Genomic DNA, 25,915 nt, shown 5'->3' on the forward strand with positions numbered 1-25,915 from the left:
TCGGGAAACAACAAGCATAGGTAGTGACGCTTCCCGCCGGTAAACCGCGACAGATGAATCGGGGATGTTTGGGAACAAGGTAGCTAGCTCTTGTAGAAATATCGCAGATGCTGACGGGAACCAGCCGCTGTTCGGGCAAATGTTGCCACAACTTTATCGCTTGACCATCGGCCGAATAAGCGAACTTGTCGATCGTTTCGTGGTTCACCGAGACAGGATGTTGCTCAAGTGGCATTCGGCCGGTGGTCTGCTGCGGTGCCCAACTCGGGCAATCCGTGTGCCTCGCTTAGCACTGCGATATCCTCCCGAGCCATGTAGTGCGGCTGTGGCGCTATTGCCAAATCGGGATTGATAGCGCCAAGCGCGCTCGTAGCGTGCCGTGAAAGGGACGCAACTCGAAATGAACGGTTGCCTTCTTTCAGCTTGTCCGTTGCACTCATGAACTACCGTTAGCGATTTTTCTGGCAGAGTTTTAGGGCTACCCACACGAGTTCGCGGTGACGCCGACTTACAGGCCCAGTCCAACTATCGCAGTTCGATGAACCCCTTTGGCCGAGAACGTAAAGTTATCCGCAAGCCCGAGGTATTCCGCTGCGAGATAGATGACAGAGAGCCACATTTCCGTCCCCTGCAGGCTTGGGGCATCTCCATCCGCAAAAGCGAACCCTTCTCCGTCATGCCAACGGCTCAATCCCCGCGTGATGATGTTTCGCGCGATAGCTTCGCCGTCGCTACGACGATAGTCAGTTTGACGGCCGATGAGAAGGAGAGGGTGGATTGTATCAAGGAGATTGCACGCCGTATATTTCCGTCCCTCGAAGCCTCGGTGATTGCGATAGTTCAGAACCACAGTCTCGAACGACGTTTGCGGCATCGGAAGCGGTACTCCGAATTGGGCATAGGTACCTCGAGTAAGGCGATAGAACCCGTTAACGGGCTGGAGCCATCCTTCCAGCGGGGTTGCCTCCCCCCAAACTCCCGTCGCGCGGTCCGCATTGCGGGTTAGCCAATCGAAAAGGGCTTTCTTTGGTTGCTCCACCTCGAAATAGCGCGCGTTGAAATACATCGCTGTCCCGATCGCGTCCACGACGCTTCCGGCAGACCAAGCCGATGTCGACCACGGCAATGAGTCGAGCCATTCATGCAGTTCTCCCGCGTCGATCTGCACCGCGGCGATTGGCCGAGCAGGGCGGGAACCGAGCGCTTCAAGCGCGTAGCCGACCGCGAGCACATTGTAGAGCGCCTTGGGATCTTGCCTCAATACGATTCCTTCCCTCGCCATGAAGCCTTCAGGGAAGAGCCCGGTCTCGCGATGCTGCAAGCTCTGCAGCCGTTCGATAACGGCCGCTTTATCCAGTCCCGGAGGCAGCGATCCGAAACCCGCCGCGATCTCGATCGCGTCGCACAGGTGACGGGCAGCAGGCCGCTTGACGCCATCGGATTCGAGCGACTCGAAGGTCTCCTCCGTCCTCCAGCGTTCCAGTATCTCCGGCCATTGGCGCTTCGCCTTTTCGCCGAGCTTCTCCAGCGTGGCGGCAACGCCATCATGCAGCTGTCGGCCCTGTGCGCCGCGCACGCGAATGACACGGGCAGGGACACCGCCGGCAATGGCCATCGGCGGGATTGAACCAGAGACCACGGCGCCTGCGGCAATTACCGCGCCGTCGCCGATCACGGCGCCGTCGAGAACAACGGCGTTGGCTCCGATCCAGACGTCGTCACCGATCACGATCCCTTTGCTTGTGACTTTCTGACGATGGATCGGAGTGGAGGGATCGTCAAATCCATGGTTGAAGCCGACGATCGAGACATGCGAGGCGATGCGTACGCCGTCGCCGCAGGATACTTTACCCGACACGCAGGCATACGGATTAATCGTGCAGTCGGCGCCAAGCGTGATCTCGCCCCTGACCAGTGCGTGCCCCGCGATCCAGGAACGCTCGCCCATCCTGAGCCGTTCGGTGAAGACGGCGGCGTGTTCGGCGATATACGACGTCTCTGCGAACTCTGCCCCGCAATTTCGCTGGAGTTCCGTCTTCCGAGCGAGGTGAGCTGGATTGCGAAGATCGGCAGCGACGCGCTCCCACGGCAGAAATTGCAGCCTGCGTGCTTCCTTGGCGTCTTCCGTGGACACATTCGAACTCTTTGCGTGATCCATATGCTTCCCCGCGAGACGGTTTAACCGCCAAGTATGCGCTTGCCTTCGGACATGAGCTGCTTGGCCGCATCAGACGGCGTGATCTGTTCGAAGGCAAGGGCGTCGGCGGTTGCTGTGAGCACCTGCTGCGAAAACTCGGCAGCACCTATCGGAATGGCAGGCGGATAGGCGCCAACCCGGTGTTTCAAAGATACGATGTAATCGATCGCCTGCTTCGATACCTTTTCGCCGGCTGCTGCGACATCGCTTTGTATCTTCGTGTTTACCGGAACGCCTCGCTCGGTTCCGAGAGAGTGACCGGCACTTGCGTTATTTACGAAGAAGTCGATGAACTTGGCAGCAGTCTCGGGCGACTTGGACCATGGCGAGATCGACCACAATGTCGACGGCCGATAGAACAATCCTGACGGTGCGGCACTATCCCTGATCGGCAAGGAGCCAATCGACATCTCCGACTTCGCCAGAGCGCTATAACCCGCGAGCTGATTGGAGTAGGCGAACGCCATTACGGCATTGCCGGTCGCGACGGGATTGGTCTCGATGTTTCCCTTGTCGAGCGCTTGAATGTCGGCTGTTGCGCATCCCCCGGCCTTGGCCATTTGATCCCAGTAATCGAACCATTCCGCGGCATCGGCTTCCTCGAAGCCAAGATGGCCATCCTGCGTGAAGAGCGTCTTGCCGCGTTGCCGCAGCCAGACCTCGAACACGAAGCTGTATCGCGCGCCGTTACCCACGGCAAAGACGTTGCCGGAGCCGACCGCCTTCCTGAAGCCGATGCAGATCGACTTGAATTGCTCCCACGTCGTAGAAGCGGTGGGAACCGCAACGCCCGCTTTCTCAAGCGCTTCGTTGTTCACAATCAAGGCTGCAGCGTTCAGTGAGGTGGGAATGCCTGTCAGCTTGCCGTCTACCGTTCCAAGCTGCAGCGCTCCGGGCGCAAAATCCTGTGATTTGATTATGCTGTCTGTGAAAGGCGCCAGGTCGAGCGTTGCGCCGCGGCGCGAATAGTCTGCAAAAGTGACCGGCTCCAGGGCGAAGACGTCTGGAACGTTGCGACCCGCAACCATGGTGCTCAGCTTCACCCAATAATCCGCAGTCGCGACCTGTCCGGTGAGCGTGACGCCCGGCGCTGCAGCTTCGAATTGCTTTATCACGTCACCTGTTCGTTTTGCTCGATCAGGATTCCCCCACCAGAAGACTCTGAGAACCTTATCGGCGGCATGAACTCCGCTGAAATCAACGAAAGCAGTGGCAAGTGCAGTTGCGATGAACTGTCTGCGTCTCAGCATCTTCCCCTCCCAGGTCAATGCCCCCGCCTATGCGGTGACGAATGCAACATATACGAAAATTTATGCAATAAAAGAAATATTTCGCAAAATTGCGAAATTTTCGCAATTTTTGGATTGCTGGTGACTGATTGAATCTCGTGCTAGATCATCCGAGAGGAGAGCCGATGACGCGCAGATCAAGAATTTCCGACATAGCCCAGGCTGCCGGCGTCTCGGTTGCTTCGGTGTCGAAGGCACTGAACAATCGCTCCGGCGTCGGCCTTGAGAGTAGAGAGCGAATTCTGGAGGCGGCGGCCCGGCTCGATTACAAGCCCAAGACCGCGGAAGCCCACGAGGCCTTTCCTCGCGGGGTAACCCTCGTTACCACCGCGGCGCTCTACCACAACTCGCAGTTCTACGAAGGAATAATCCAAGGTGCTTTGGATGCGGCGAGAGAGGCCGGCGTTGCCGCCGAGGTCCATCTTCTCACACCGAATATCGAGACCGGGAGCGTCAACGTCGAGAGCCTCGCTGCGGAAGAGGGTGCCTGCCTTCTTCTCGTCGGCCTTGATCATCCGGTCTTGATCGAACAGGTCGTCAGGAGCCGGGCACCTGCCGTGATCGTGAACGGAATAGATCGAACCATGCGGCTGTCCTGTGTGCTCCCGGATAACCGTTCCGCTGGCTGGCTGGCAACGACGCGGCTCCTGTCGGAGGGGCATACCGAAATTGTGCATGTCAGTCGGTTGTTCCGGACGTCGCTGAAGGAACGCTTCGATGGTTTTCGCGATGCGATGCAGGAGGCGGGCATTGCGATCAATCCGGACAGGCACCTGCTCGATTTGTCCACGGCGGGGTTCCTGGAGTTCGATACCTCCACCGCGCTGCTGGAAGCGATGCGACAGAAGCGCTTCTCCAAAGCGACAGCCTTCGTCTGCAGCAATGACATCATGGCGCTGGGGGTCATGGATGGGCTTCGCGCCCAAGGTGCCAGCATACCAGCCGATTACTCGGTCGTAGGGATGGACGACATCTCCATTGCCCGTCACAGCAATCCGCCATTGACGACATTGAGGATCGAGCGGGAGGAGCTTGGGCGCGTCGGATGGGAGATATTGCGGGAACGCGTTCTCAATCGCGAGGCACGGACTTGCAGGCTTGGGCTGGCGGTCCAGCTGATCGAGCGGGGATCGATCGGGGCTCCTCGGGTCTATCTTCGGGCGCCGCGTTGAGTATTATCTGACCTTGGGGTGCTGTTTGATGCAGCTTCGTTAATTTGCACTAGGCTGTGGTGACAATTCAACGATCCAGGATGCCATTCGAGTCGCAAATCAGATTCAACGCTGACTTTTGGAGGTTGGTGACGGATGGTCAGGCTCTTCGAGATGTCCAGTGGGAGCGGCTGAAGCCGTTTGTGACCTGTGGTCCAAAAGTAGGCGCGGTGGTCGCAGTGATTGGCGCCGGTTCTTCGACGCGATATTGTGGCTTGCCCGGTCCGAGGCGCGCTGGCGTGATCTGACGGAAGACCGTTTCGGCCTCTATCAGACGGTCAAACGGCGATGTTACTGTTGGATCGAGCAGGGCATATTCGACCGGATTTTCGAAGCAGTTCCTGTCGATCCAGCGGTGGAGTGTTTGTCCATCGACGCCACCTTTATCCGGGCGTGGGCCCAAGCCGCCGGCAGGCGACGAAAAAGGGAGCGAAAACCTAGGCTCTCGGCTGCTCCCCGAGGTGGATTGGCAGCTAAATCCATGCGACAGTCGATGCATTGGGATTGTCAGTTCGCTTTCAACTCGGCCCTGGACAACAGAATGACATGGCATCGGCTTGGCCAGTCGACATAGGCCGCCGATCCAGCTGTGGGACTACCCTTCCATCGTCTGCTGATCGCACGGACAAAACCTTCACTAGATGCTTTTGTGTCCGCGTGACGGTCAAGCATCGCATAAAACGCCGCGCGCCACGCAAGATCGCGCGTGTCCCTATCAGGTGTCGAAAACGTCCGTTGTTCGAGAAGAAGGGCGGCTTCTCGGTAGCGACCAGCCAAGAATGAAAACCGCGCTTTGTAGTAGTTTTACCAATTGGATGCAGTGGGTTTAGTCGGCAGGCCATATCGGCAACATCCAAACCACGCTCCGGGCGGCCGACCGCTCCCTGCATCGCCGACCACAAAATTAGTATCGCGGCGTCGTTTGGGTTCATAGCCCCCGCCAGCTCGAGGTGACGCTCCGTTCGCTTGAAGGCATGCCAGATCATGGAAATATAGCCGATCCTATACTGCAGCCTGGGATCGCCCGGGTCGAGCGAGAAAGCGGTCTCGGCCGGTCGAAGCGCTCGGATCCTGCTCTCGTCCCGCCCGCGCGGAATACCGATTCCGCTTTCCGAGGGACGACCAAGGTAGATTGGCGCAGCCAAGACAAATCTCGTCAAAAAGGCGCTGTCGCTGGTTCGAGCGCAGCGACGACGCTGGTTTTTCGCTACCGCTTAACGGCAGACGCGAGTGGTGCGCACGACGGTTCGGCCATGGTGGTGCGTGCGAACCTTTTTCACGAAGCACTTTTCGCGATGGTCACGCGGACGAACATGCCGCTCGTGGTGGTCGACACGCTCGACGGTGCGAACGGTCACGCTCGCGGCTTCGGAAGAGGATGTGAAAGAGAGGATGGAAGACGCCGCGATTACGGCGGCAAGAACAAGATTTTTCAAGAATGCCTCGCAAATAAATTGTGGTCGCGGTGCCGATAATGCCGATGTACCGCACAATGTTCCGTCAGGGTTAGACGATAATTGGCAGCATAGCGCGTGAGGACGCACCAAGTTGTGCTGTACCAGCTGGATATGTCGTCCTACGAGTTCGTTCACCAGGGCTAGGGCCGAAGGCTTTCTGAACACGAGACAGTCGCGATCGTGTCTAGCTTAGCCTGTCTTCCGCAACTTGGCCTTCTGACCGGTTCAGCCAATCTCATGACGTTGCCACGCGTGGCAGACTCGCTTGCAGGGCGCATGGAGGTCGTTCGATTGCTGCCGCTCGCGCAAAGCGAGATCAGAACGGCTGGCAGCAGCTTCCTGCGCGAAGCCTTTCAAAATTAAGACAAGGCCGGAGAGCCAATCTTCGGAGACGACCTTGTGGCTGCTGTTCTGGCAGGGGATATCCCGAGGGATTGGGCCGCAAGACCGTGAGCCGCGGACAGGACTGGTATGCGGCCTATATCCAGGCGATCGTTCAACGCGACGTTCGCGATGTCGCGCAAATCGAGTAGATTGCTCAAATGCCGCGCCTGCTGCGCATTTTGGCAGAGCATTCGGGGCAGCTCGTGAACTAATTCTGGAATTGGCATTCTTGAACCTTGCAAGACTTCGATGATAGTGGGCCTCGGGTTCCATTCCCTTCAAGGCAATATGCTCGGTAAACATTCGCAAGACGCTGTCTGCCAGTCGCTCGGGCTAGCCTGCCAATTTACCAGTGCAGCGTTCGGCGAGATTCTGCATAAGTGCCGTGCTCCGTCTGCCCTGCATTGCAGATTTCACTAGGGCGTTCGCTGGCTTGCGCCTTGGGCTTTCGGAGAGCTAGCGCTCCACCTCGAACGGATAATCTACTCATGTCCGTAGGAGCGGGCTGTTGGAATTGTGAATATTGCCCAGCACAGCAAATGTATCGCTCCGCTACTGCGGGGCGATCGCGAAATCACCGCTCACATCAGCCCCCTCCGGCGAGGCAGGATCGCCAGCGGGAAGTTCAGGGTACGCCGGCCTCATCGAAGATGGATGCCAGCCAAATTTTGAACGGGATGGCGCCAAAAGCAGCCACGTTACCGCCTCTATTGCCCGGGAAATTCAAGCTTCCTTACGTCGTAACCGAGTTGTTTTGCCTTGCGGGTCATCATGTTCAACTTTGCCTTTGACGGCACGGTGCGCGCGTAGATCCAAAGGTTGCGCATCTTAGGATCGGCACTGATGAACCACGCTTTGTCGGGGGATGTGTAAAGGACCCAGTAATTGAACGTTATGAAAAAAGGGTAGCGGACGCGCATCTTGGCATTTCCGTACCCGAGGTCGAGGATCCGTCCATCGCCATTGACGGTCTTCAGTCGTCCGCCGGGGGTGGCGACGTGGCAACCGTCTTCCACCTGGACCTCGCCCCGCTTCTTTCCGAGTTTGTAGGTCGAGTAGCCCGCAACGCAGCCATCGGTCAGCCACATGGGCCGGCGGCCGATCTCAAGCCATGTTCCATGATAGTGGTCTATACCGACCGCAACTGGTCGCGGTTCGACCTCGGCCGACGTGGCTGGGCTAAACGATGACATCAGTGCGACTGCCGTAGCAAAACACCAGTAAGAGATCTTCTGCATCTTTCGCTCCCATTCATTCAGGCTGTCATCCGATTGGATTGTCTTCAAGTCCTCGGTATTCCCGCATAGCGTAGGGCAATAAACGCCAACAAGCTGGCGACGGCGAAGGCATTCAAGTTGAAGAGGGTGCCGAATTCCAGTGCAGTCCAAATATGTAGTGGCGCACCGATAAATTTGCGCGAGAACACGAACACGGCAAAGACGAGAACAGCCATTCCACGTTGCCACCACTTTTCGTCTGCTCGGAATGACAGCCCGACAAGCATGATGCAGGCGGCGAAGTACAATTCCGTGCCCGAAGCCGAGCCGAAGAGCTTCGTCTCGAACAAGGTGTCGACCGCGCCGATCAGGGGTAGCGCGATCCGGGCTGATAGCGAAGATCGTCTGGCCACGAACGGGATCGTCAAGAAAAGCGGGGCGAGGAGCAATGTGCCGAGCGATGCCGACACGCCATCGCCGACCAGATACCAGATATAGACAGGATAGAAGGGCTTATTCAACACGATCACCCAGGCAACCGTCACGGTTGCCTGGGTGATCGGATCGAGCTGATTGCGCGCCTGTGACATCATGGGGCCGGCGCCAGCAGATAATGACCGACACCCCAGACTTTGCCGTTGTCATGCCCGAAGAGGCCAGCCGTCGACAGGAAGAATAGCCGCCAGCGGCGCATCCAGATGGCTGCATTCTCGCCATACACCTTTGCAAGGATAGGTTGTATCCGATCGATGTCGCGGTCAAAATTCGCAAGCCAGTCCAGCGCCGTCCGGCGATAATGTGTTCCCGACCAACGCCATTCCTGCTGTACCTTGAACAGATCGCCGAATCGGTGCGGCAGGTCGTGGGCGGGCATGATCCCACCCGTGAAGAAGTGCTGGGCAATCCAGTCGGATGGGTCATTCGGGTCGAACCTGTAGGAGCGGTCCTTGTGAGTGAAGACATGCAGGAAAAGTCTGCCGCCAGGCTTCAACCAACTACGTACACGTTTGAGAAGCATTCGCCAGTTGGACATGTGCTCGAACATTTCCACGGACACGACACGGTCAAACTGGATATCCGTGGTGAAATGGTTCATGTCGGCGGTGATGATCTCGAGGTTCGGCAGGCCATCCCGTCGTGCAATGTCGAGAATATGGGCGCGCTGCGAGGCCGAGTTCGATACGCTAGTGATGCGTGAATTCGGAAAGCGTCGTGCGAGATAAAGCGAAAGCGAACCCCATCCACAACCCAATTCTAGGATTGTCATGCCATCCTCGATCGCAGCATTCGCAACCGTCTCCGCGAGCGCCAGCATTTCTGCGTCCGCTAGCGTATTATCGGGCGTCAGGTAAAGGCAACAGGAATATTTGCGTTGCGGGCCAAGGGCTATCGCAAAGAAGTCGGCCGGCACCTCATAGTGCTGCCGATTGGCCTCGTCGGTGTGGGTTGCGACTGGAAACCGGTTCATGATCTGGATGAAGTTGCGTTCACTATCCGTTGTCTTTGTCGCGAGCTTGCGCCTGGTGCGTGCGCAGAGAAAATCTATGCCGGCCAGTGTCATTGCGTCCGTGAGCGGCACGCGCTCCGCGGTGTTGATGGCGAGTGCCAGCATGTTCATTCTTGATGTCCTTGAAGGGTGGGTTTGCGAGGACCTGGGAAGAAGGCGTTGACCCGGCGCTGCAGGGCACGGAATTTGTCGCCGCGTGAGCGCAGCATGTGGTCCTCAAGCGGTGGAATGCCGGAGACGTGAACCAGCAGCCAATACATCATCAGTGGCGCGAGCAACGACAGCCCGTTCCATATGGGCGCATCCCACGCAAATAGCGGCCAGCAACACCAGAAAAGCCATTCAAAGAAGTAGTTGGGATGGCGGGAGTACCGCCAGAACCCGATCTCACAGACTTCCTTTTTTGCCTCGGGCGTCTTGCGGAAGCGGGCGAGCTGTGCATCGGAGAGGGCTTCGCCGCCCAACGCGACCATGGCGAGGAGTGTGGCCAGACCATCGATGGGCCGGAGAAAGGGTTGGTCGTTGGCGGCGGCGAGATAGACGGCCAGGACGAGAACGAACGCGGCGAATGCCTGTGTCTGCAGGAAGATGAACAGTCGCAAGGCCGCGCCGTCGCCCCACTCATCGATGAGCTTTGCATAACGAGGATCTTCGCCACCGCATTTGGTGCGCGAGCCGATGAAGCTTGCGAGCCTTAGCGACCAAGCGCAGATCACGATCAAGAGGATAATCCGGCGGTCAAAGTCGCCGCCCCCGAGTATGGCCGCGACAACGCCTCCGATACCCACGGCCATCGACCATACTGTGTCGATCCATCCGCTTTGCCCGCTTGTCCGTTGAATCGCCCACGCGCCGGCCATGGCTACCGATAGCCATACAGCGATGAGAACTAGCGGCAAGATACTCATCAGCCTGTCCGTTTGTGTTGACGACTTGGTCTGTACGGACGGCAAGCACCCTCGGTTTCATCCCGGCGGATATTTCTTTTCGAATCTAAGTCCCCGACGAAACTGTTCGCGGCGGGCGCGCGTATCGGTATCAAACGGGAGAAGGAACAGAGCATGAGGAAGAAAATCGTAGCTGCGGTCACATCGACCCTGTGCGCAATCGGTCAGGCCCATGCCGCCGATATTGACGGTCAATGGGCGCGTGGAGACGGCAATGCCAAGGTGAAGATCGCGCCATGTGGATCGGACATCTGCGCGACGAACACCTGGATCAAGCCAGGCACGCCCAATGAAAAAAGAAGGAGACCGGTTGGTCATGTCCATCACGCCTGGAGCAGACGGGGTCTACGTCGGCACCGCCTTCGATCCGCAGCGCGACATGACCTATAAGCTGTCGGTGACAGTCCAGGGAGACAAGATGACGACGAAGGGCTGCATCGTCGCTGGGCTCCTATGTAAGGGCATCGACTGGCCACGGATCAATTGAGGGTGGAGGTGGAGGTGGAGTGGTGAGCACGGCTGACCTGAAAAAGAGGGAAGCAACCCTCTGCGCAGACTACAAAACTTTAGTGATCGCTGAAAATCCTTATTAGCTGTTCGTTGTTAAAATGGGGCATTGAGGAGATCATCCAATGTTTCGAAGCCTTTGTATCACGTTCGGCTTGACGGTTTTTGCCACTTTGGGGCAAGCACATGCGGAAACACTTCGGATTGCGACTGAAGGTGCTTACCCGCCGTTCAACTTCATCGAGGCCGGCGAGCTCAAAGGTTTCGACGTCGATATCGCCAAGGCGCTATGCGAAAAAATGGCCGTTGAATGCACGTTCCAGGCTGTGCCGTGGGACGATATCATCGGGGGCCTTGAAAGCGACCGGTACGATCTGATCGTGGCGAGCATGGCGTACACCAAAGAGCGTGCGGCGAGGATCGATTTCTCAGATCCCTATTACCGATCTCATTCCGTTCTCATTGGAAACGAAAAGTACCAGGATAGTTCACCGGAAGCGCTCGCTGGCGTTAGCATCGCCGCCGAGAGCGGTACGATCCAGGCGGATTATCTCAAAAAGGCCTACCCCAAAAGCGAAATCCTTCTTGCTGCAGACCAGCCCGCCGCACAGCGTCTTTTGATCGAGAAAAAGGCTGACCTTCTGATCGGCGACGCCATCGAACTTCTCACTTTCATGGAGACGCCCCAGGGATCGGCCTATAGCTATGTCGGTGACCCTATCTCTAGCGATTTCCTTCAAAGCTCGGCCCACATTACCGCTCATAAGGGTAATCAGGCTCTCATCGCCCGTGTGAACGCTGCGCTGAAAGAAATTAAGTTGAACGGTACGTACGACCGGATCAACGACGCCTACTTTCCGTTCAGCATTTATTGAGTGCTGACAATGCAGAAGCTATGGTCCCAATGGAGATCGACTGGTCAAGTTTCGCTTAGGGCGGCCGGTCGCGCTTTGTTCGCTCTGGCAGCGATATACACCTGCGCGGCGGCTATCTTTACGGGTGTTCTGCTCTCGAAGATCGAAAGCGAAGCCAGGTTTACGCGCGAAACCCAGATTCCTCTTATCCTGTCGCAAACGCGAAACGCCGTTAAGGCGGAGAGGATGGCGTCTCTGGTGCGGGCAATCTATCTTGCTCGCGACAGACGACTTGAACGGCAGGTCCAGCTTCAAATCCAGGCGCTGGCACAGGGTTTCCCATTCGATGCCGGCGATCGGGTGGTTGCTGGATCCAAGCGTGTCGCTATTTTGGCAAAGGAGATCGCGGCGGCGCGGCAGCAAGCCCGCGACAGTGGAGTCCTGAACACGACCGCTTTCACCTTCGAAGAGCGCGCGACCGCCGCCTATAGCGAGGCGATCAAGACGGTCGACGAGATGGGCAAGGAACTGAGCGGGGACGCGGCACTTTCCGCCGACAAACTCGCGGAGGAAATCCAGTCCGGGGCTGCCAGAACACGCTTTACGGTGATCCTCACACTGCTGATGCCGGGCCTGTTCTGCATCGTCCTACTGTGGTTGGCCCGCCGACATCTCGCCAAGCCTATTCTTTCTGCCATCGCCAATCTCAACCGAATAAACGACAACACGGCGACCATTGCACCTCGATCCCGCCCCATCCTGACGGAACTTGCGATGATCGCCGATGCGGTCCGCTCCTACGGCGAAACGGCCACGGAGCTTCGTCGGAAAAATGTTGTCTTGCAAGCTCTCGCTGAGGAAGATCCGCTGACAGGACTGGCAAACAGGAGGACGTTTGAAAACTTCTTGAAAGCCTCGCTTTCCGATGGCACCCGGCGCGGTGGAACTGCGGTTCTCATGATCGACCTCGACCACTTCAAGTCGATCAATGACCGGTATGGACATCAGGTTGGTGATCAGTGCCTCCAGAACTTGGCCCTCGTGCTGTTGTCGGTCGATGGATTGTCAAAATTCCTCGCCGCGCGATATGGAGGCGAGGAATTTGTGATTGTCTATAATGCGGAGAGCGAGGAGCAGGCGCTCCTGGATGCAGCGTTCCTGTGCCGGCGCATAGAAGCCACCCGCATCCCGCTGGAAGGCGAGCAGTCAATGACGATGACGGCAAGTATCGGCGTGTCCTTTACGTCGAAGAACGATCCTGCCGAAATGGGTGAACTTATATCCCGCGCCGACAAGGCGCTCTACCTTGCGAAGAGCGGGGGGCGGAACCGGGTCGTATCTTATCACTCGGCTTATGCGAAAGGACATGTTTCGCGAGCAGGTGAAAAGACTGCCCGGTAGCGATCCGTATGGCAATTCTTGGTTTTGAACGGGCTCCAATCAGCAAGTGAAATCAAAGACGAATTATGGATTGGAGAGACGAACGACTCTTGGTAATCGATGCTGGCAAAGGCATCGGCACGGCAACGTCACTCATGCTGGCTGGTAGGGAAGCTGTGGTCATAGGGCTTAGACGCTCATTGGCAGACCTCGATGCACTCAGACAGGAGATTGGCCCGGACGATGAAGGCGCGGCTTCAGCTCCACTCCGTGTGCGCCGCAGGACATTCCTGTGCTGGCGCGAGTTTCATGCTTTCGAGAGCAAAAGCATTCCTTACGGATCGAGCTAGCTGTCGGGCTTAGCTCTGTTCCTGAAAAACATTATTCTTTCGACGCGCGTCTCTGACAGCACCTTGTGTGCCGGTGTCTGAATTAAGCCTTCTTCCGCATCATGAACATCAGGAACGGAGCGCCGATCATAGCTGAAACCAGGCCGGCAGGGATCTGATATGGAGATACGATCGTCCGTCCCAGGAAATCGGCGGTTACCATCAAGGCCCCGCCGATCAGCGCGGCCCCGACCATTTGCGGCAGAGCCCGCGTCAGGCCGGCCTCTCGCGCCAGATGCGGTCCCATCAGGCCGACGAAGGAGAGGGGGCCCACGGTGAGTGTTGCGGCGCCCGTCAGCAGACCCGCCAGCGCGAACAGAATCAATCTCGATCTTGCCAAGGATATGCCGACAGCCGCCGAGGGTGACGGCCCAAGTGGAAGAATATCCAGCCAACGCCGCGTGGCAAAGGCGAGGGCTATAAACACGACGCCGAGGCCTGCTTCGGCCAGCGCGGTCGGCCCGTCGACAAGATAGGTCGAGCCGCTCATCCAGCGCATGAGCAATGCCGCCCTTGGATCTCCCGTCGAACTCAGGACGCCGACGACAGCATCTACCATCGCGCTTAGAGCGATGCCGGCAAGCAGAACGCGCTCCGGTGAAAAGCCGGACCGCCGGGAACTCAGGAAAATGATCGCAAGCACGGCAATCGAACCCGTGACGGCGAAGGTGAACTGGCCAAACAGACCTGGCGCAATCGCAAACAGGCCGATGGCGACGCCGAAGGTTGCGCCGGCGCTGATGCCCAGCACCTCTGGGCTCGACATTTCATTGCCGGTCAGCCGCTGCAGGATCGAACCGGCGACAGCAAGCATGGCTCCTGAGGCAAGGGCGGCCAGAACCTTGGGCAGGCGAATAGCGAGCATGTCCGAAGCGAGATCGCCGGACAGCATCGAGAGGCTGCCGTCGATGCCGCGTCCAACCAGAATGCTGATGCCAAGGACCACGCAAAGTCCGATGGCGGCCAAGCCGATCGATGCAGTCGCGCCGAACGGGGGCGGCTTTGTCCACACGAACGATTGCTGAATACGGTGACGGATCTTCAATCGTGGCAGCAACGCCAGCAGAAGCGGTGAGCCGAAGATTGCCGTCACCGCACCGGTAGGAAGAAAGTCGCCAAGTCCGCCGGCGACCAATTGCAAAACGGCGTCGGCGCAGAACAGGAGGCTTGCGCCTATCAGCGGAGACCAGAAGATCAATTGGCTGGGGCGTCGCGCCCCCGCCAGCCGCGAAATCGTCGGCGCGACCAGGCCGATGAAACTGATAACCCCTATGGCGCTCGTGACGAATGCGGCAAGGGCCACGGCGCAGGCTATGGCGATGAAACGCAACCGGCCCACTCTGATGCCAAGCGCCGACGAACTGTTGTCGCCGAGATCGAGGATCGAGAGCGGTCTGACGATCAGGGCGCAAACGACCGCAACCGCCGCCGTTTTCCACAGCAAGGACAAAGGAATGGCCCAGCTCTGCTGCGACAGCGAACCGCTTCCCCAAATGAACAGGCTCGCGAGATAACGCTGGTTCAGATAGGTTAGGATCGCGGCGAGGCCGCCGCACCACAGGCTGAGCACCAGCCCCGACAGCACGAGAGAATAGGGCGAAAAGCCGCGCCGCGCGCCGAGGCCGACAACGATGAGTGCGGCGATTGCGCTTCCCGCCAGCGCGACGAGATCGCGGCTCGTTCCAAGCAAGTCCGGGATAAATAGCGACGCAACGACCAGAGCGAGGTTTGCGCCCGCCGACACACCGAGCGTCGTCGGGTCCGCAAGCGGATTGCGCAGGACCTGCTGGAACAGAGCGCCAGCCAGCGCAAGCGCCGCCCCCACCAGCATCGCTGTCGCCAGACGGGGGAGCGTCGCGTAATAGAGCACCAGCCGGCTCGCGTTATAGCTCGCCTCGGGCGCCGCCGACAGTGACGGCGCCACAAGCGCCAGGGATGCGCAGGCACCGGCAACAAGAAACAGGGCGACGACGAGCACAGGCCCGTAGATTTCTCGACGAGAGATGGTCATGCCTCGCGCTCCAGGAGGTCGGTCAGGAGGCCCGCAAATCGTACCGCCTCGTTGACCATTCCGAACATCAGCGCGGCGGGCAGGATCGACAGATGGCCGGGACGGAAAAATGGAAGCCTGTTCCAGAGAGGGCTGTCGGCAAGTTTTGGAAGAACATCCGGTGGAACGGGATCGAACGCCACCAGGCGAGCGTTCTGGTCTTCTATCTTGGCGAGATCTTCAATGCCGATGGTTTCGAAGCCCCAGAAATTTGATTGCCGCGTCCAGGCGTTGCGGACGCCAATGCGTTCGAAGACGTTGTGAAACAAGCCTGGGCTCGAATAGATGCGGAGGTGGCGCGCATCCATGAAGTTGACCAGTGCGATGGACGGCAGGTCTTTCCCCGCGAGACGCGCGCGGCAATGGTCGAAGAAAGCTTCGGATCGCGAAAGGAACGCCTCGGCCTCTTTCTCTCGCACGATCTCCACCGACAGCTTGCGTGTCGCGGCGATCGCCGATTGCAGAACAGGTCCGCTGTCGGGCGTGAATATCGCCAATCGGATAATCTTCCCATAAGGCTTTAGCCTTGGGGTCAACTCGTCGAGATAAGGCGTCGTCAAGATAATGTCGGGTTTCAACTGCAGCAGGATCTCGAGGTTCACCTCGAATGCGCTGCCAACATCGACGACGGAATCCGGCATTTCCGGCTCAACCACCCAACGGCCCCAGTCGGCGAGATCGGAAATGCCGACAGGCTGAAGACCAAGCGAAAGAAGGGTGGATGACAAACCATAATCCAGGCTGACGATCCTTTGACCAGCCGTTTCGGCCAATAGCGGCGTGGGGGAAACCGCCATCGCCGCGGCATATTGCAAAACTGCCCTTCGCGACACGAGCATCGAACCAGACCTAGCAGACATAGGCGAGAGGGTGGTTCAGGTTGGGCGCCGAGATAACGTTCATGTCGATCCCATAGATATCGTGCAGCCTCTCGGGCACGAGTATTGTGGCCGGGGTACCGCTGGCAACGACCTTGCCGCGACTCAGCGCATGGATCCGGTCGCAGAAGCGCGCCGCCATGTTGACATCGTGGAGAACGATCACGACACTCCGGCCGCCTTGGTGCGCCAGCTGTCGGACGAGCGAGAGCACTTCGATCTGATGGGCGACATCCAGTGCCGCCGTCGGTTCGTCGAGCAGCAGGCAGCGTGCATCCTGAGCGATCAACATCGCGATCCAGGCCCGCTGTCGCTCCCCGCCGGATAGTGTGCCGACGACGCGATCGGCAAACGGCTCTATATGCGTGGCCGCGAGCGCTGCATCGACCTTTTCCCTGTCGATCTTGGAAAAGCGGCCAAGAGCGCCGTGCCACGGATAGCGTCCATAGCCGACAAGCTCGCGGATCGTCATCTCGGAGCCGGCGCTCAAATCCTGCGGCATGTAGGCAACGGCTCGCGCGAAGTCGCGGTCGCCGTAGTGCTTCAGTTCGCGGCCGCCACAGGCAACAGTCCCCGACGTCGGGGAAAGCTGCCGGGCGAGGATCTTCAAAAGGCTGGATTTGCCTGATCCGTTGTGGCCCACCAAGGCGACCACTTCGCCTGCTGGAAAATCCAGACTGACATCGGACAGGATCGTGTTGCCCTCGATAGAAAGCCCGAGACTTCCGACTTCAAAGGCATTCGTCGCTTCGGGCATATGTTGCACGGGCGTAGGCGAGGTCACGGCTTTTCCTTCCGGATATTAACTTTGCTTGTCGTTTGGTCGGTTACCGTCATCGGCGGCGCGTGTTCGAATGCGACCCCTACGGCGCGATTGACCGCTGGCCCAAGCACCGACATGTGCGTCTGTCCCACGAAGAGCTCGAATTGCGTGCGGATTCCCGTTGCGGGGCCGCCCAGCCGATCCGCCATTTCGCGCGCCAATGATACCGTGCGTTCGACCTTCCTTTTCTCGCTGCGAGATGCGGCGTCGTCGCTGCGGTACTGGAAAGGAGCAAGCTCATCGCCCTCATATTCGCCGGCCGACAAATACAAGAAGACATCAGGCCCGGAAACCGGCTGCCGGCCTGCCTCGTTGTTCAGGATTTCGCTTGCCTCCCAGTAGATCGTCGGGCTCGCGGCAATCCACCTGGCGAAAAGCCATGGGCGTTCAAAGAGAGCGTAAAGCGCGAAAAGCCCACCAAAAGAGTGCCCGAAAAGCGACCGGCGTGTCGGATCGATGCGCGTCATCGCGTCGAGTTTGGGAAGAAGCCGGTGCTCGATAAAGTCGAGGAGTTGGCCGCTCCCGCCGATGCGAACCGGAGGCCCGCCCTCGACATAGGGTGGATAGGACTTGATCGGCGGAGGGCCGAGATCCCAGGCTCGGCGAAACGCATCATAGGGTTCGTTGGTGGGGTAGCCGATCGCGGCAATCACGCCCCAATCGACGTTGGTCCCGGTCGGATAAGGCGCCTGCGTCACTATGCTGGCAACTGCGAAAGGGAAGGTCGCGTTGCCGTCGGTCGTGACCAGAAGAGGCCAGCCGTCCGCGGGCGGCTCTCCTTTTGGCACGAACAGGAAAATCCGGTAGGGATTGCCGCCGTCCATGGGTTCCAGGTCGAAATGAACCGTTCCAGGCAAGGTGTACACTTGTTCAGTCATGTTCATTCCGCCCGTCGTCACACGGCTCGTCACCACTTGAACTTCAGCGCGCCCATGACCGTACGGCCCTGGCCGGTGTAGCAATAGCCATCGGTGCAAACCGGCTCACGGCGATCGGCGAGGTTGGTGGCGCTGACGGAGAGCGACAGACCCTTCAGGTCCGGGGAGCGGACGCCGAAGTCATAGGATATGACCGCATCGAAGTAGGCGGCGCCGGGGTTTCGGGCCGTGTTCGCGTCGCTGGTGAAGGAATTGCTCATGGCGCGAACACCCGCACCAATGGTCAGGCCTGGTATGGCCGAGGTTTCGGGCATTGCGTAGTTTACCCACAAGGACGCCACGTGACGCGGTACCGTCGATGGCACGTTGCCGATCAAGGTCGTGTCGATGTTGCCAGTGATCTCGGCGTGCGCATAGGTGTACGCGGCGATCAGGCTGATGCCGTTGTCGAACTGGGTGCGTCCCTCAAGCTCGAAACCCGTATAGGTGTTTTCTCCGGAATTTTCGGAGTACAGGAAGGTCGAGGCATACTGGGGCTTGCCGGTTTCGACCAGGCGGTAGACGGCCCCGCTCAGCGAGTAGTTCTCGCCCTCGGGCTGGTACTTAACGCCGACTTCGATCTGGCGACCCTTGGTCGGGTCAAGAACCGTGCCGTCCTCGGAGAGAGCGGTGGAGGGAACGAACGACGTACCGTAGTTGATGTAAGGCGCGATGCCGTTGTCGAACAGGTAAAGTAGGCCCACCTGGCCGGAAAGCACGCCATCGTCCTTCTCGTCGGTGGTTCCCGCGTCCTTGTCAGTCGACTCCTGATGCGCCCAGTCATAGCGCAGGCCTGCGACCGCGCGCCAGTTGCCAAGTTCCATTTGGTCCTGGGCATAGATGCCGGTCTGGTTCAGGCTGCTGCCGCTGAAGGTGTCGAGCGCGGGGATGGGTATGCTGCCGCCGGGCGTATTGGCGGCGACGCTGCCGGTGCCCATGGCGAAGTCGGACGAAACCCAGGTGTAGTCTAGGCCGCCGAGCAGGGTGTGAGAGATGCCGCCAGTGTCAAACTTGCCTTCGAGCTGGTTGTCGATCTGGTAGCTGCGCATATCCTCCGTCACCGCGTATGTCGGCCAGCTGCCATCCGTGTTGACGAGAACGCGGTTGGTGTAGTGCGCCTTGAGATCGACATCGCCGGCGCGCGCATTCTGTCGGAAGGTCATGCCGTTGTCGAACTCGTGCTCGAGTTGGTAGCCGAGCTGATATTGCTCGACTTTCTGGCTGTTGAAATCGGGGTCTGTGTAGAGGAAGACATTGTCGTCCTGCAGGTAGCTCCAGGCGCTAGCGCCGGTCTCGGTCTTCTGAGCCAAGCCATAGACGGTGAAGGTCGTGTTGTCGCTCGGCTTCCAGGTGGCGGATGGCTGCAGGAGATAGCGATCGTCGTCGATATCGTAGCTTCCTTCGCCGGCGCGGGCCAGGCCAACGAGGCGATAGTCGATTTCGTCGTTGATCGGCCCGCCAAAATCGAAGGCGGCCTGCTTGCGGCCGATGGTGCCATATTGCAGTTCGACCTCGTGGTGCTCGTCGTCGAGCGGCAGCTTCGAGATGCGGTTGACGATGCCGGCGGCGCTCGCCGCGCCATACATCACTGATACGGGGCCTTTCAGAACTTCGATGCGATCCAGCGTGTAAACCTCGGTCATGAACGAACCGTAGTTCATGATCGGCTGGCGCAGGCCGTCGCGGAAGTCGCCTGTCGTCGTCGTCTCGATGCCTCGGATGTAGATCTGGTCGAACCGCGGATCGTAGCCAAACGCACCGGTTGTGACGCCCGAGGCGTAGCGAGCGGCCTGGATCATGTCTGTAACGGCACGCTCGTCCATTTCCTCGCGCGTGACGACCGATACGGAGCGGGGAGTTTCAACCAGCGGCGTGTCGGTCTTCGTGGCTGAGATCGTGCGCCTCGGTACCACCGTGGCGTTGTCTTCCTTGATGGATTGAGGATCCGAACCGTTGCCGGTGATGGTAATTTTCTGCAGTTCTGTGCTGTTGTCGTCCTGAGCCAGGGTCGCGTGCGCATTAAGCGCGACAACCGCGATGATGCCGACCAGCATCGTGGAGGCCAGGAGGCCGCGGTTCATGCGATTGTGTTTAAAAGAAAATGACATTGCGCGACCCTTCCTGGAGAGCAGACGCGCCGGCAAATCGCTGGCGCAAGATAGATTTTCGGGGCCGCACATCGTGGCTGCCGAAATATGATGACTTCGGGCGCATCAGTAAAAACATTACCAAAAGAGTCAAGATATCGTGGTCGCTGTTTTCGCAATCCTCGCTTATGTCGCTCAAATACCACAAGGTTTCGGCGCTCAGCTGACATCGCCGGAACTAAGTCGTATCCGGCAATTCGTTGAAGTTGACACACTCCCCAGCGAAGCGGGTCATTGATGATGACGGCCGGGTGGAAAGCTCCCGACCCTAATCCCTTGTCAGCGAATAGCAGACGTGAAAACTCGCACGCGCATTAGCAAAACGGCATACGCCTATCAGTGGTATTGTCACCGCACACAATCTAAGTAACCTCGCCACGACTTAAGCAATCGCTAATGCGCCTGTTTCTGGGGGGATGCGAGATGAGATTGCCGAGTAGAGTTGCCACCACTGACAAGTCCTGCGTCATTATTTCCAGTGTAAGAGAAATGGTTCAATTGGAAGTAGAATGGAACGCACTTTGGCTGAAGGCCAAGGGATCGTTCTCCCAAACCTATTCCCTAGCCTTTCACAGTTGGAACGAAGTAGCGGCACCAGCGGGCCGATCGCTTTTCTGCATTGTCGTGCGCGAAGGTGGTCGGCTGGTTTTGGTTTTTCCCTTGCTGCGATATCGAAAGGGGCCTTGCTGGATGCTTCGCCCCCTCGGGCCGAACGCCGCGGAGGGCACAGCGATCCTGGTGGATCCGGAGTCAGAAAGTCAAGAGAATGTCCGCTTGGCATGGCAGGCCGTAGAGACCGTATCGAAAGCCGACATCATTCATATGCCATTCGTCGAGGTTGGTTCAGTGCTCGATCGTTCAATCCGCCGCGGGCGTAATTTGCTCACCGATCGGGATGTTGCTCCCTTTGTTGATCTTCACGAATTCCCCGACTGGGAGAAATATGAGTTGGCAATCGGCGCAAACACCCGGCAGCAGCTAAACCGGAAGCGAAGGAGGCTTTCGGAAATGGGCGATCTGGAGTTCGTCGAAGTCGATCCAGTGACCACTCCCGAATATGCGAGGGAACTCTTGGAATGCATGTTCTCCCACAAGAAGGTCTGGGCGGAAAGGGTTGGAAAACGTGGGGTCTGGATTACTTCCCCCGAATATCGGCGCTTTCTGTACAAATGGATCTCTGATCCCCGGAACGTCCAAAGTATGCGCGTTTTTGCCATCCTGATTGACAGAACACCGATCGCGGTGAAGCTGGCTTCCTTCGGTGTTTCGCACATAGACCTTAACATAGCCGGATTCCACTCCGATCCGCGGTACGCAAAATATTCGCCCGGGTTCGTGCTCGATGAATATTGGATGAAGATTGCGTTCGAGAAACACCTGAACGTTGACTTTGGCGTCGGCGACGAACCCTACAAACTTTTCTGGTCCAGCAACGCCAGGATCAATGTTGCGAGCTACCACATCCCTCAGACGCTCGTGGGGAGAACGGTTACACGATTGTGGCGGCTAAAGCGGATAGCCCTGCAGCATATGGCGGAGCTCAGAGAACGGCCAAGTAAGGCCCACGCTGGGAGTTGAACCCGGCGTTCCGATCACGCTTTGAAAGATGGGCCCGCCCGTGGTCGCCCACGGTCATACCGAGAACAATATGCTCAACGCGCTCTATGTTCTGAAAGAGATGGCGTGATCGAGCTTCCCGGCAACGATCAGCTCCCCCCCCTGCTGGTGAAACGCTGCGAGTAGCCGCCGCAGTAGAAGCTACGTTCTGTAACGTGACGTACGTGCGCTTTGCGCGCCCGAATAATGAGGCACAAGACAGTGCTGGAAACTGTCCGAATTTGGCGTGCAGCAATCCCGGGTCAACTCTCAGCGCAAATCAACACTCATCGACGTTTTCGCTGCTCGACAGCCATCTACGATCGGTCAATTTCACGCAGATTGCGAACCGGAAAGGAAATGCTACGTTGATAACGCGGCGCAATGACTGGCAGAGGACTGGACAAACCACTTACGTCAGCAGTGGGCATGGATGTCCCTGCCAACACAGGTTCAAAGGTGCGAGCCGCGCATTCCCTTTCGCGTGACGCCGAGAACAGCAATCGCCATTTCCTTTCGACGCACCGGATGTTCATTCGGGACGACCCAGAATACTGAGGTGTGGTAACTCCAGTCTCCTGAAACCACTCCGAATGGACAACCTACTGAAAGCTCACATCGAGCGATCAAGCATCAGCTTGATGTAGATGCCGCCGACGACCGGACGCGAACGGAAACCACCAACACCGATCTGAAGGCCAGTTTGCGTGTGAAACCAGTCCGAAAGCGGCACTCGCTCGGGTGCGTCGTCCAGCCAATTGGCTACAGGTGCCAAGATGGCATCGAAATCTGCCCGGTTGTCGGTAAGGCAGGCGGTCCAGACCAGCCAGTCGAGCTTGGTATAATGTTCGCGGCTGTCCAGCGGCAAACCGTAGTGATCCTGATTGCGCTTATAGCTGGACATTTCCTTAGCTGCGATCTCCGCGGGGAAGAGATTGAGGCCAAGGATGCGATCCCAAATGAGGTTGTATTTCTGACTCCATGAGCCGGCCGCGTCGAAGGCAAGGCGGAAGGCGTCACCATCGTCGGCAAGCTTCACCCATTCGTCGGCCCAGTCTCGGGCGAGAGCGCGACATTTTCCGGCCTCTTCGATCTTGCCGAGCCGATCGCACAGCAGACTGTAAGCGCCAATTCCGACGATGGCTTTCAGTGAGAGGTTGGCATTGTGTGACAAGTGTCCGGCAAAATCGTCGGTGCAAAGCTGGTTTTCCGGATCGACGCCGCTCTCGATGAGATAGGTCGCCCACTTTTCCCAGAGCGGCCAAAATTCCTCGATGAACCGTGTCTCGCCAGTGCGCCCCAGAAGTGCCGCTGCGAGGATCAACATGTTGCCGCATTCCTCATAAGGCATCTGATTGTGTCCGGTGAGTTCACCCCCGCCATAAACCTGACCGTTGGCGAGAGGAAACTGACCGACATCGTGCGGCGCATAGGGGAATGGCCAGCGGCCACCAGAAGCATAGGCGCAGATCGGGCGCATCTGGGCTTCGAGCAGTGCTGGATTGTAATGGAGAAAGAAGGGAGCGGAGGGATAGGTGAGGTCGACGGTGCCCAGGCAGCCGTTGGACGAGTTTTCCTTGGAGAAGTAGAGCAGCTTGCCATCGAGATCGGCGACGAGTACGTGGCCGCCCAGGCATTGGCGGAAGGCCAGGATGCCGATACGGGCATAGGTATCGCCGCCTGAGCGGATCAGCTGGGCGATCAGATCGTCATCATAAGCGATCGCACGGGCACAAAGTGCTTGCCGCTCATTCCAAGCGAGCTCGACAAGCCCGATGGCCGATTGGCCGTTGCGGCGCCAGAACGGACGCAAGCGCCGGTGAAAATACTCAAGACCATAGACCTGATCGAAGGCCACCAAAAGTCGAAAGGCCTGAAGATCGACGTCGACGGCACCAAAAGATCGGCTCCACGCAGCGACATTATAGGCCGGCCGCTCCTGATGAATGCCATCCTCCTTTATAGCGAGGCCTCGGTGTCCGTGTTCGGGCATGGCAAGCGGCTTAACATCGCGCACGTCGTCACGAGCCGGGATACTGCCAGTGGCTGCAAAGCTATCGCGCAGTGTGCGCGCGTCGCCGAACGCACTGACGGCCGGCGTGCCTGGCTCGGCAGACGTATAGAGATAACCCCAATCGATCTGCACCTCATCGCCGGACTGATGGAGCGGCATCTGTTCGCGCGCACCGACAAACAGTGCTTCCACTTGGCCAGCGCGGTGGCGACCCCAGATGACATCGGTCTCGGGATTGCCGGTCGCCCAGTTGGTGCTCCAGTCGATATAGGCGGAAACCGTGTGCGACTTGCCATCAAGGGATGCAACCTCGATATCGATATAGCTCACAGGCCGGGCCATGAGTTCCAGGTCTTTCGGGAAGGTCGGAGTCGTGAACGTGAGTGTCAGCTCCACGCCGTCGGCCTGGAACCGATAAAGTGTCCGCAGCGGCGTCACCTCACGCCCGGTCTGGCGCATTGCCGGCACTTCGATGCCGGTGCGCGTAACGAGGCCCATGAAGCGATAGCTCTTACCGTCGATGAAGGCCATGCCCGCCATAGACTGGTTCTTGCCGGTCCAGTGAATTGGCCAGGATTGCGTGAGCTCGTCGGTGTGCGACCACACGCTCATGAAGGGATCGTGGACGACAAGCGGCGTGGCGGGAATGCGGGCGGAACGGGGATCGGTCATTGCTGTCTCTTGTTCGATTTACCAGGAGGCACGGCGAATGGGGAGCGGATCGACAGTAAAGGCCATGCGATCGCAAAGGCGCTGCAACAGACGGCATTTCTCCGGAAGGCGGTCGAGATCGTCCCAGAGGTTTACGCTTTCATCGGGATCTGTTTGCAGGTCATACAGTTCGCCACGTCGGCCACCATGATTGACGACAAGCTTCATGGTATCGGTGCGCAGCATTGTCGCGAACGGCAGATGCGGCTCCCGGTGCCAAGGCATGGCGTTGTAATATTCGCAGTAGACGTCGTCGTTGCCGGTTTGCATTTCGCTCCCCGTGAGCAATGGCCAGAGCGATTTGCCCTGCATGCCCGGCCAGATATCTAGCCCAGCCGCCTGAAGAAGGGTCGGGGCCAAGTCCATCAGCTCGACGAGGCCATCGATTCGGCGCGCGGGGATATGACCGGGCCAGGAGACCGCCAGCGGCACATGCACGCTCGGCTCGTAAAAGAACGGGCCCTTGAGATAGATGCCGTGATCACCCAACAGCTCGCCGTGATCGGACATGAAGATGACGATAGTATTGTCCAGCTGTGCGGTCTCGCGCAGTGCATCGAGCATACGTCCTACCTGGACGTCGATGAGGTCGCACATGGCGAAATAGGCAGCACGCACGAGGCGATGATCGTTGTCGGACATCTCGTCGTAGGGCATGCCCGCATTGCCGCCATAGGCACCCTCGTGGTCGATGCGCTGGAAGTCCGGCTTGTCGTCGAGCTCTCCCGGCCGGTAGTTGGGCAGTTCGATCCCGTCGAGCCGATCGAGATAACGGTCGAGATATTCGGCAGGCGGATCGAAAGGATGGTGCGGATCGAAGAAGTTGACGGAGAATAGCCACGGTCGATCGGATGCCTCATGCGCCCTGAAGAAATTGATCGCCTTATCGGCGCACCAGGTCGTCTGGTGGTCCTGCGTTTCCGGCCCGGCACTCACATATTTGGAGCCACGATAGGGATTGGCCTTGTAATCCGTACCGCGTTCGAGCAGCCAAAGATTGTATTCGTTGAGCGGCCAGTTGTGGGCGCTGCCGTAGTGGCCCGGATGATGCGACCAGTGGAAGGCGGCATAACCATCGCTGATGCGCGGCTCGACGACCGGCGCCACGCTGGGATGAGCGGCGGAGATGTGAAGCTTGCCCGAAAGCCCGCAGGTATAGCCGTCGTCGGCCAGCAACCGGGTTACCAGTACCTCGTCGGCGGGCATGTCCTGTCCGTTCTGGCGGGTCCGCGTCGTGCGCGGATAGCGACCGGTGAGGAAGCTTGCACGGCTAGGCGTACATACCGGCGATTGACAATAGGCCTCTGAAAACCAAGCACCCTCGGCAAAGAGTTTGTCGAGCACCGGCGTGCGTACATGCTGATTCCCGGTGATGCCAAGGGTATCCCAGCGTTGCTGGTCGGTGCAGATCCACAAAATATTGGGTTTGGTCATGATAGT

The 25,915-nt window shown here is 58.5% G+C and carries 18 protein-coding genes and 3 pseudogenes; 6 read left to right on the forward strand and 15 right to left on the reverse strand.

What is annotated here, in order from left to right:
- Nucleotides 1-124: 124 nt before the first annotated feature.
- The 3 genes and pseudogenes from QTL95_RS24315 to QTL95_RS24325 form a co-directional block, all read right to left on the reverse strand.
- Nucleotides 125-262 (reverse strand): annotated as a pseudogene (locus QTL95_RS24315) (IS30 family transposase); the annotation flags it as partial.
- A 246-nt stretch (nucleotides 263-508) separates the two neighbouring features.
- The gene (locus QTL95_RS24320; protein ID WP_289722487.1) at nucleotides 509-2,158 is read right to left on the reverse strand and encodes an acyltransferase; all 1,650 of its coding nucleotides are present in this window, start codon (nucleotides 2,156-2,158) and stop codon (nucleotides 509-511) included.
- A 20-nt stretch (nucleotides 2,159-2,178) separates the two neighbouring features.
- Nucleotides 2,179-3,312 (reverse strand): ABC transporter substrate-binding protein, encoded by a 1,134-nt coding sequence (locus QTL95_RS24325; protein ID WP_289722488.1) that lies wholly within the window; start codon nucleotides 3,310-3,312, stop codon nucleotides 2,179-2,181.
- Between the two features lie 299 nt (nucleotides 3,313-3,611).
- On the opposite strand from QTL95_RS24325, the gene QTL95_RS24330 reads away from it, so the two are divergent.
- Together QTL95_RS24330 and QTL95_RS24335 are read left to right on the forward strand one after the other, a co-directional pair.
- The gene (locus QTL95_RS24330) at nucleotides 3,612-4,658 is read left to right on the forward strand and encodes a LacI family DNA-binding transcriptional regulator (protein WP_289722489.1); all 1,047 of its coding nucleotides are present in this window, start codon (nucleotides 3,612-3,614) and stop codon (nucleotides 4,656-4,658) included.
- Nucleotides 4,659-4,738: 80 nt separating this feature from the next.
- Nucleotides 4,739-5,255: pseudogene (locus tag QTL95_RS24335) on the forward strand (IS5 family transposase); the annotation flags it as partial.
- 656 nt (nucleotides 5,256-5,911) lie between these two features.
- On the opposite strand, the gene QTL95_RS24340 reads toward QTL95_RS24335, so the two are convergent.
- From QTL95_RS24340 to QTL95_RS24360, 5 genes are all read right to left on the reverse strand, one after another.
- Complete coding sequence (locus QTL95_RS24340) at nucleotides 5,912-6,133, reverse strand: hypothetical protein (protein ID WP_289722490.1); 222 nt, start codon at nucleotides 6,131-6,133, stop codon at nucleotides 5,912-5,914.
- A 1,112-nt stretch (nucleotides 6,134-7,245) separates the two neighbouring features.
- Nucleotides 7,246-7,731 (reverse strand): lipocalin family protein, encoded by a 486-nt coding sequence (locus tag QTL95_RS24345; protein ID WP_289722527.1) that lies wholly within the window; start codon nucleotides 7,729-7,731, stop codon nucleotides 7,246-7,248.
- Nucleotides 7,732-7,820: 89 nt separating this feature from the next.
- Entirely contained in the window at nucleotides 7,821-8,348 is a 528-nt protein-coding gene (locus QTL95_RS24350) for a hypothetical protein (RefSeq protein WP_289722491.1), read from the reverse strand.
- Nucleotides 8,345-9,373 carry an SAM-dependent methyltransferase gene (locus tag QTL95_RS24355; RefSeq protein ID WP_289722492.1) on the reverse strand — a complete coding sequence of 343 codons (1,029 nt, stop codon included), beginning with the start codon at nucleotides 9,371-9,373 and terminating at the stop codon, nucleotides 8,345-8,347. The genes QTL95_RS24350 and QTL95_RS24355 overlap by 4 nt, the downstream gene beginning before the upstream one ends.
- A complete protein-coding gene (locus tag QTL95_RS24360) occupies nucleotides 9,370-10,170 on the reverse strand; it encodes a DUF1295 domain-containing protein (protein ID WP_442981348.1) in 801 nt (266 codons plus the stop codon). Before QTL95_RS24360 ends, QTL95_RS24355 begins: the two co-directional genes overlap by 4 nt.
- A gap of 153 nt (nucleotides 10,171-10,323) precedes the next feature.
- Here QTL95_RS24360 and QTL95_RS24365 point away from each other — a divergent pair.
- The 3 genes and pseudogenes from QTL95_RS24365 (at nucleotide 10,324) to QTL95_RS24375 (ending at nucleotide 12,971) form a co-directional block, all read left to right on the forward strand.
- A pseudogene (locus QTL95_RS24365) lies at nucleotides 10,324-10,696 on the forward strand (DUF2147 domain-containing protein).
- Between the two features lie 145 nt (nucleotides 10,697-10,841).
- Complete coding sequence (locus tag QTL95_RS24370; RefSeq protein ID WP_289722493.1) at nucleotides 10,842-11,591, forward strand: transporter substrate-binding domain-containing protein; 750 nt, start codon at nucleotides 10,842-10,844, stop codon at nucleotides 11,589-11,591.
- Between the two features lie 225 nt (nucleotides 11,592-11,816).
- Complete coding sequence (locus QTL95_RS24375) at nucleotides 11,817-12,971, forward strand: GGDEF domain-containing protein (RefSeq protein ID WP_289722494.1); 1,155 nt, start codon at nucleotides 11,817-11,819, stop codon at nucleotides 12,969-12,971.
- 411 nt (nucleotides 12,972-13,382) lie between these two features.
- On the opposite strand, the gene fhuB is transcribed toward QTL95_RS24375, so the two are convergent.
- The 5 genes from fhuB to QTL95_RS24400 are packed head-to-tail and all read right to left on the reverse strand — an operon-like array spanning nucleotide 13,383 to nucleotide 20,115.
- The gene (fhuB, locus tag QTL95_RS24380; RefSeq protein ID WP_289722495.1) at nucleotides 13,383-15,350 is read right to left on the reverse strand and encodes a Fe(3+)-hydroxamate ABC transporter permease FhuB; all 1,968 of its coding nucleotides are present in this window, start codon (nucleotides 15,348-15,350) and stop codon (nucleotides 13,383-13,385) included.
- Entirely contained in the window at nucleotides 15,347-16,228 is an 882-nt protein-coding gene (locus tag QTL95_RS24385; RefSeq protein ID WP_289722496.1) for an ABC transporter substrate-binding protein, read from the reverse strand. The genes fhuB and QTL95_RS24385 overlap by 4 nt, the downstream gene beginning before the upstream one ends.
- Nucleotides 16,229-16,238: 10 nt before the next feature.
- Nucleotides 16,239-17,024 (reverse strand): ABC transporter ATP-binding protein, encoded by a 786-nt coding sequence (locus QTL95_RS24390; protein WP_289722529.1) that lies wholly within the window; start codon nucleotides 17,022-17,024, stop codon nucleotides 16,239-16,241.
- A 23-nt stretch (nucleotides 17,025-17,047) separates the two neighbouring features.
- Nucleotides 17,048-17,968: an alpha/beta hydrolase gene (locus QTL95_RS24395; RefSeq protein ID WP_442981349.1), complete on the reverse strand. Its 921-nt coding sequence runs from the start codon at nucleotides 17,966-17,968 to the stop codon at nucleotides 17,048-17,050.
- A gap of 29 nt (nucleotides 17,969-17,997) precedes the next feature.
- Nucleotides 17,998-20,115, reverse strand: coding sequence for a TonB-dependent siderophore receptor (locus QTL95_RS24400; RefSeq protein ID WP_289722497.1), 2,118 nt, complete (start codon nucleotides 20,113-20,115; stop codon nucleotides 17,998-18,000).
- A gap of 435 nt (nucleotides 20,116-20,550) precedes the next feature.
- Between QTL95_RS24400 and QTL95_RS24405 the strand changes: the two genes are divergently transcribed.
- Entirely contained in the window at nucleotides 20,551-21,732 is a 1,182-nt protein-coding gene (locus tag QTL95_RS24405; protein ID WP_289722498.1) for a GNAT family N-acetyltransferase, read from the forward strand.
- A gap of 631 nt (nucleotides 21,733-22,363) precedes the next feature.
- On the opposite strand, the gene QTL95_RS24410 is transcribed toward QTL95_RS24405, so the two are convergent.
- On the reverse strand, nucleotides 22,364-24,436 hold the full coding sequence (locus QTL95_RS24410; RefSeq protein WP_289722499.1) for a glutaminase domain-containing protein: 2,073 nt from the start codon (nucleotides 24,434-24,436) through the stop codon (nucleotides 22,364-22,366).
- A gap of 18 nt (nucleotides 24,437-24,454) precedes the next feature.
- On the reverse strand, nucleotides 24,455-25,909 hold the full coding sequence (locus QTL95_RS24415) for a sulfatase family protein (RefSeq protein ID WP_289722500.1): 1,455 nt from the start codon (nucleotides 25,907-25,909) through the stop codon (nucleotides 24,455-24,457).
- Nucleotides 25,910-25,915: the final 6 nt, after the last annotated feature.

Source organism: Rhizobium sp. S152, assembly GCF_030380735.1.
Taxonomy (GTDB): domain Bacteria; phylum Pseudomonadota; class Alphaproteobacteria; order Rhizobiales; family Rhizobiaceae; genus Rhizobium.

Excerpts from the sequence above, each read along its gene's own strand:
- QTL95_RS24320 (WP_289722487.1), bottom strand. The coding sequence starts at position 2,158 with ATGGATCACGCAAAGAGTTCGAATGTGTCCACGGAAGACGCCAAGGAA.
- QTL95_RS24330 (WP_289722489.1), top strand. The coding sequence starts at position 3,612 with ATGACGCGCAGATCAAGAATTTCCGACATAGCCCAGGCTGCCGGCGTC.
- QTL95_RS24345 (WP_289722527.1), bottom strand. The coding sequence starts at position 7,731 with ATGTCATCGTTTAGCCCAGCCACGTCGGCCGAGGTCGAACCGCGACCA.
- QTL95_RS24350 (WP_289722491.1), bottom strand. The coding sequence starts at position 8,348 with ATGATGTCACAGGCGCGCAATCAGCTCGATCCGATCACCCAGGCAACC.
- QTL95_RS24355 (WP_289722492.1), bottom strand. The coding sequence starts at position 9,373 with ATGAACATGCTGGCACTCGCCATCAACACCGCGGAGCGCGTGCCGCTC.
- QTL95_RS24360 (WP_442981348.1), bottom strand. The coding sequence starts at position 10,170 with ATGAGTATCTTGCCGCTAGTTCTCATCGCTGTATGGCTATCGGTAGCC.
- QTL95_RS24370 (WP_289722493.1), top strand. The coding sequence starts at position 10,842 with ATGTTTCGAAGCCTTTGTATCACGTTCGGCTTGACGGTTTTTGCCACT.
- QTL95_RS24375 (WP_289722494.1), top strand. The coding sequence starts at position 11,817 with ATGGCGTCTCTGGTGCGGGCAATCTATCTTGCTCGCGACAGACGACTT.
- fhuB (WP_289722495.1), bottom strand. The coding sequence starts at position 15,350 with ATGACCATCTCTCGTCGAGAAATCTACGGGCCTGTGCTCGTCGTCGCC.
- QTL95_RS24385 (WP_289722496.1), bottom strand. The coding sequence starts at position 16,228 with ATGCTCGTGTCGCGAAGGGCAGTTTTGCAATATGCCGCGGCGATGGCG.
- QTL95_RS24390 (WP_289722529.1), bottom strand. The coding sequence starts at position 17,024 with ATGCCCGAAGCGACGAATGCCTTTGAAGTCGGAAGTCTCGGGCTTTCT.
- QTL95_RS24395 (WP_442981349.1), bottom strand. The coding sequence starts at position 17,968 with ATGACTGAACAAGTGTACACCTTGCCTGGAACGGTTCATTTCGACCTG.
- QTL95_RS24400 (WP_289722497.1), bottom strand. The coding sequence starts at position 20,115 with ATGTCATTTTCTTTTAAACACAATCGCATGAACCGCGGCCTCCTGGCC.
- QTL95_RS24405 (WP_289722498.1), top strand. The coding sequence starts at position 20,551 with ATGCGCCTGTTTCTGGGGGGATGCGAGATGAGATTGCCGAGTAGAGTT.
- QTL95_RS24410 (WP_289722499.1), bottom strand. The coding sequence starts at position 24,436 with ATGACCGATCCCCGTTCCGCCCGCATTCCCGCCACGCCGCTTGTCGTC.
- QTL95_RS24415 (WP_289722500.1), bottom strand. The coding sequence starts at position 25,909 with ATGACCAAACCCAATATTTTGTGGATCTGCACCGACCAGCAACGCTGG.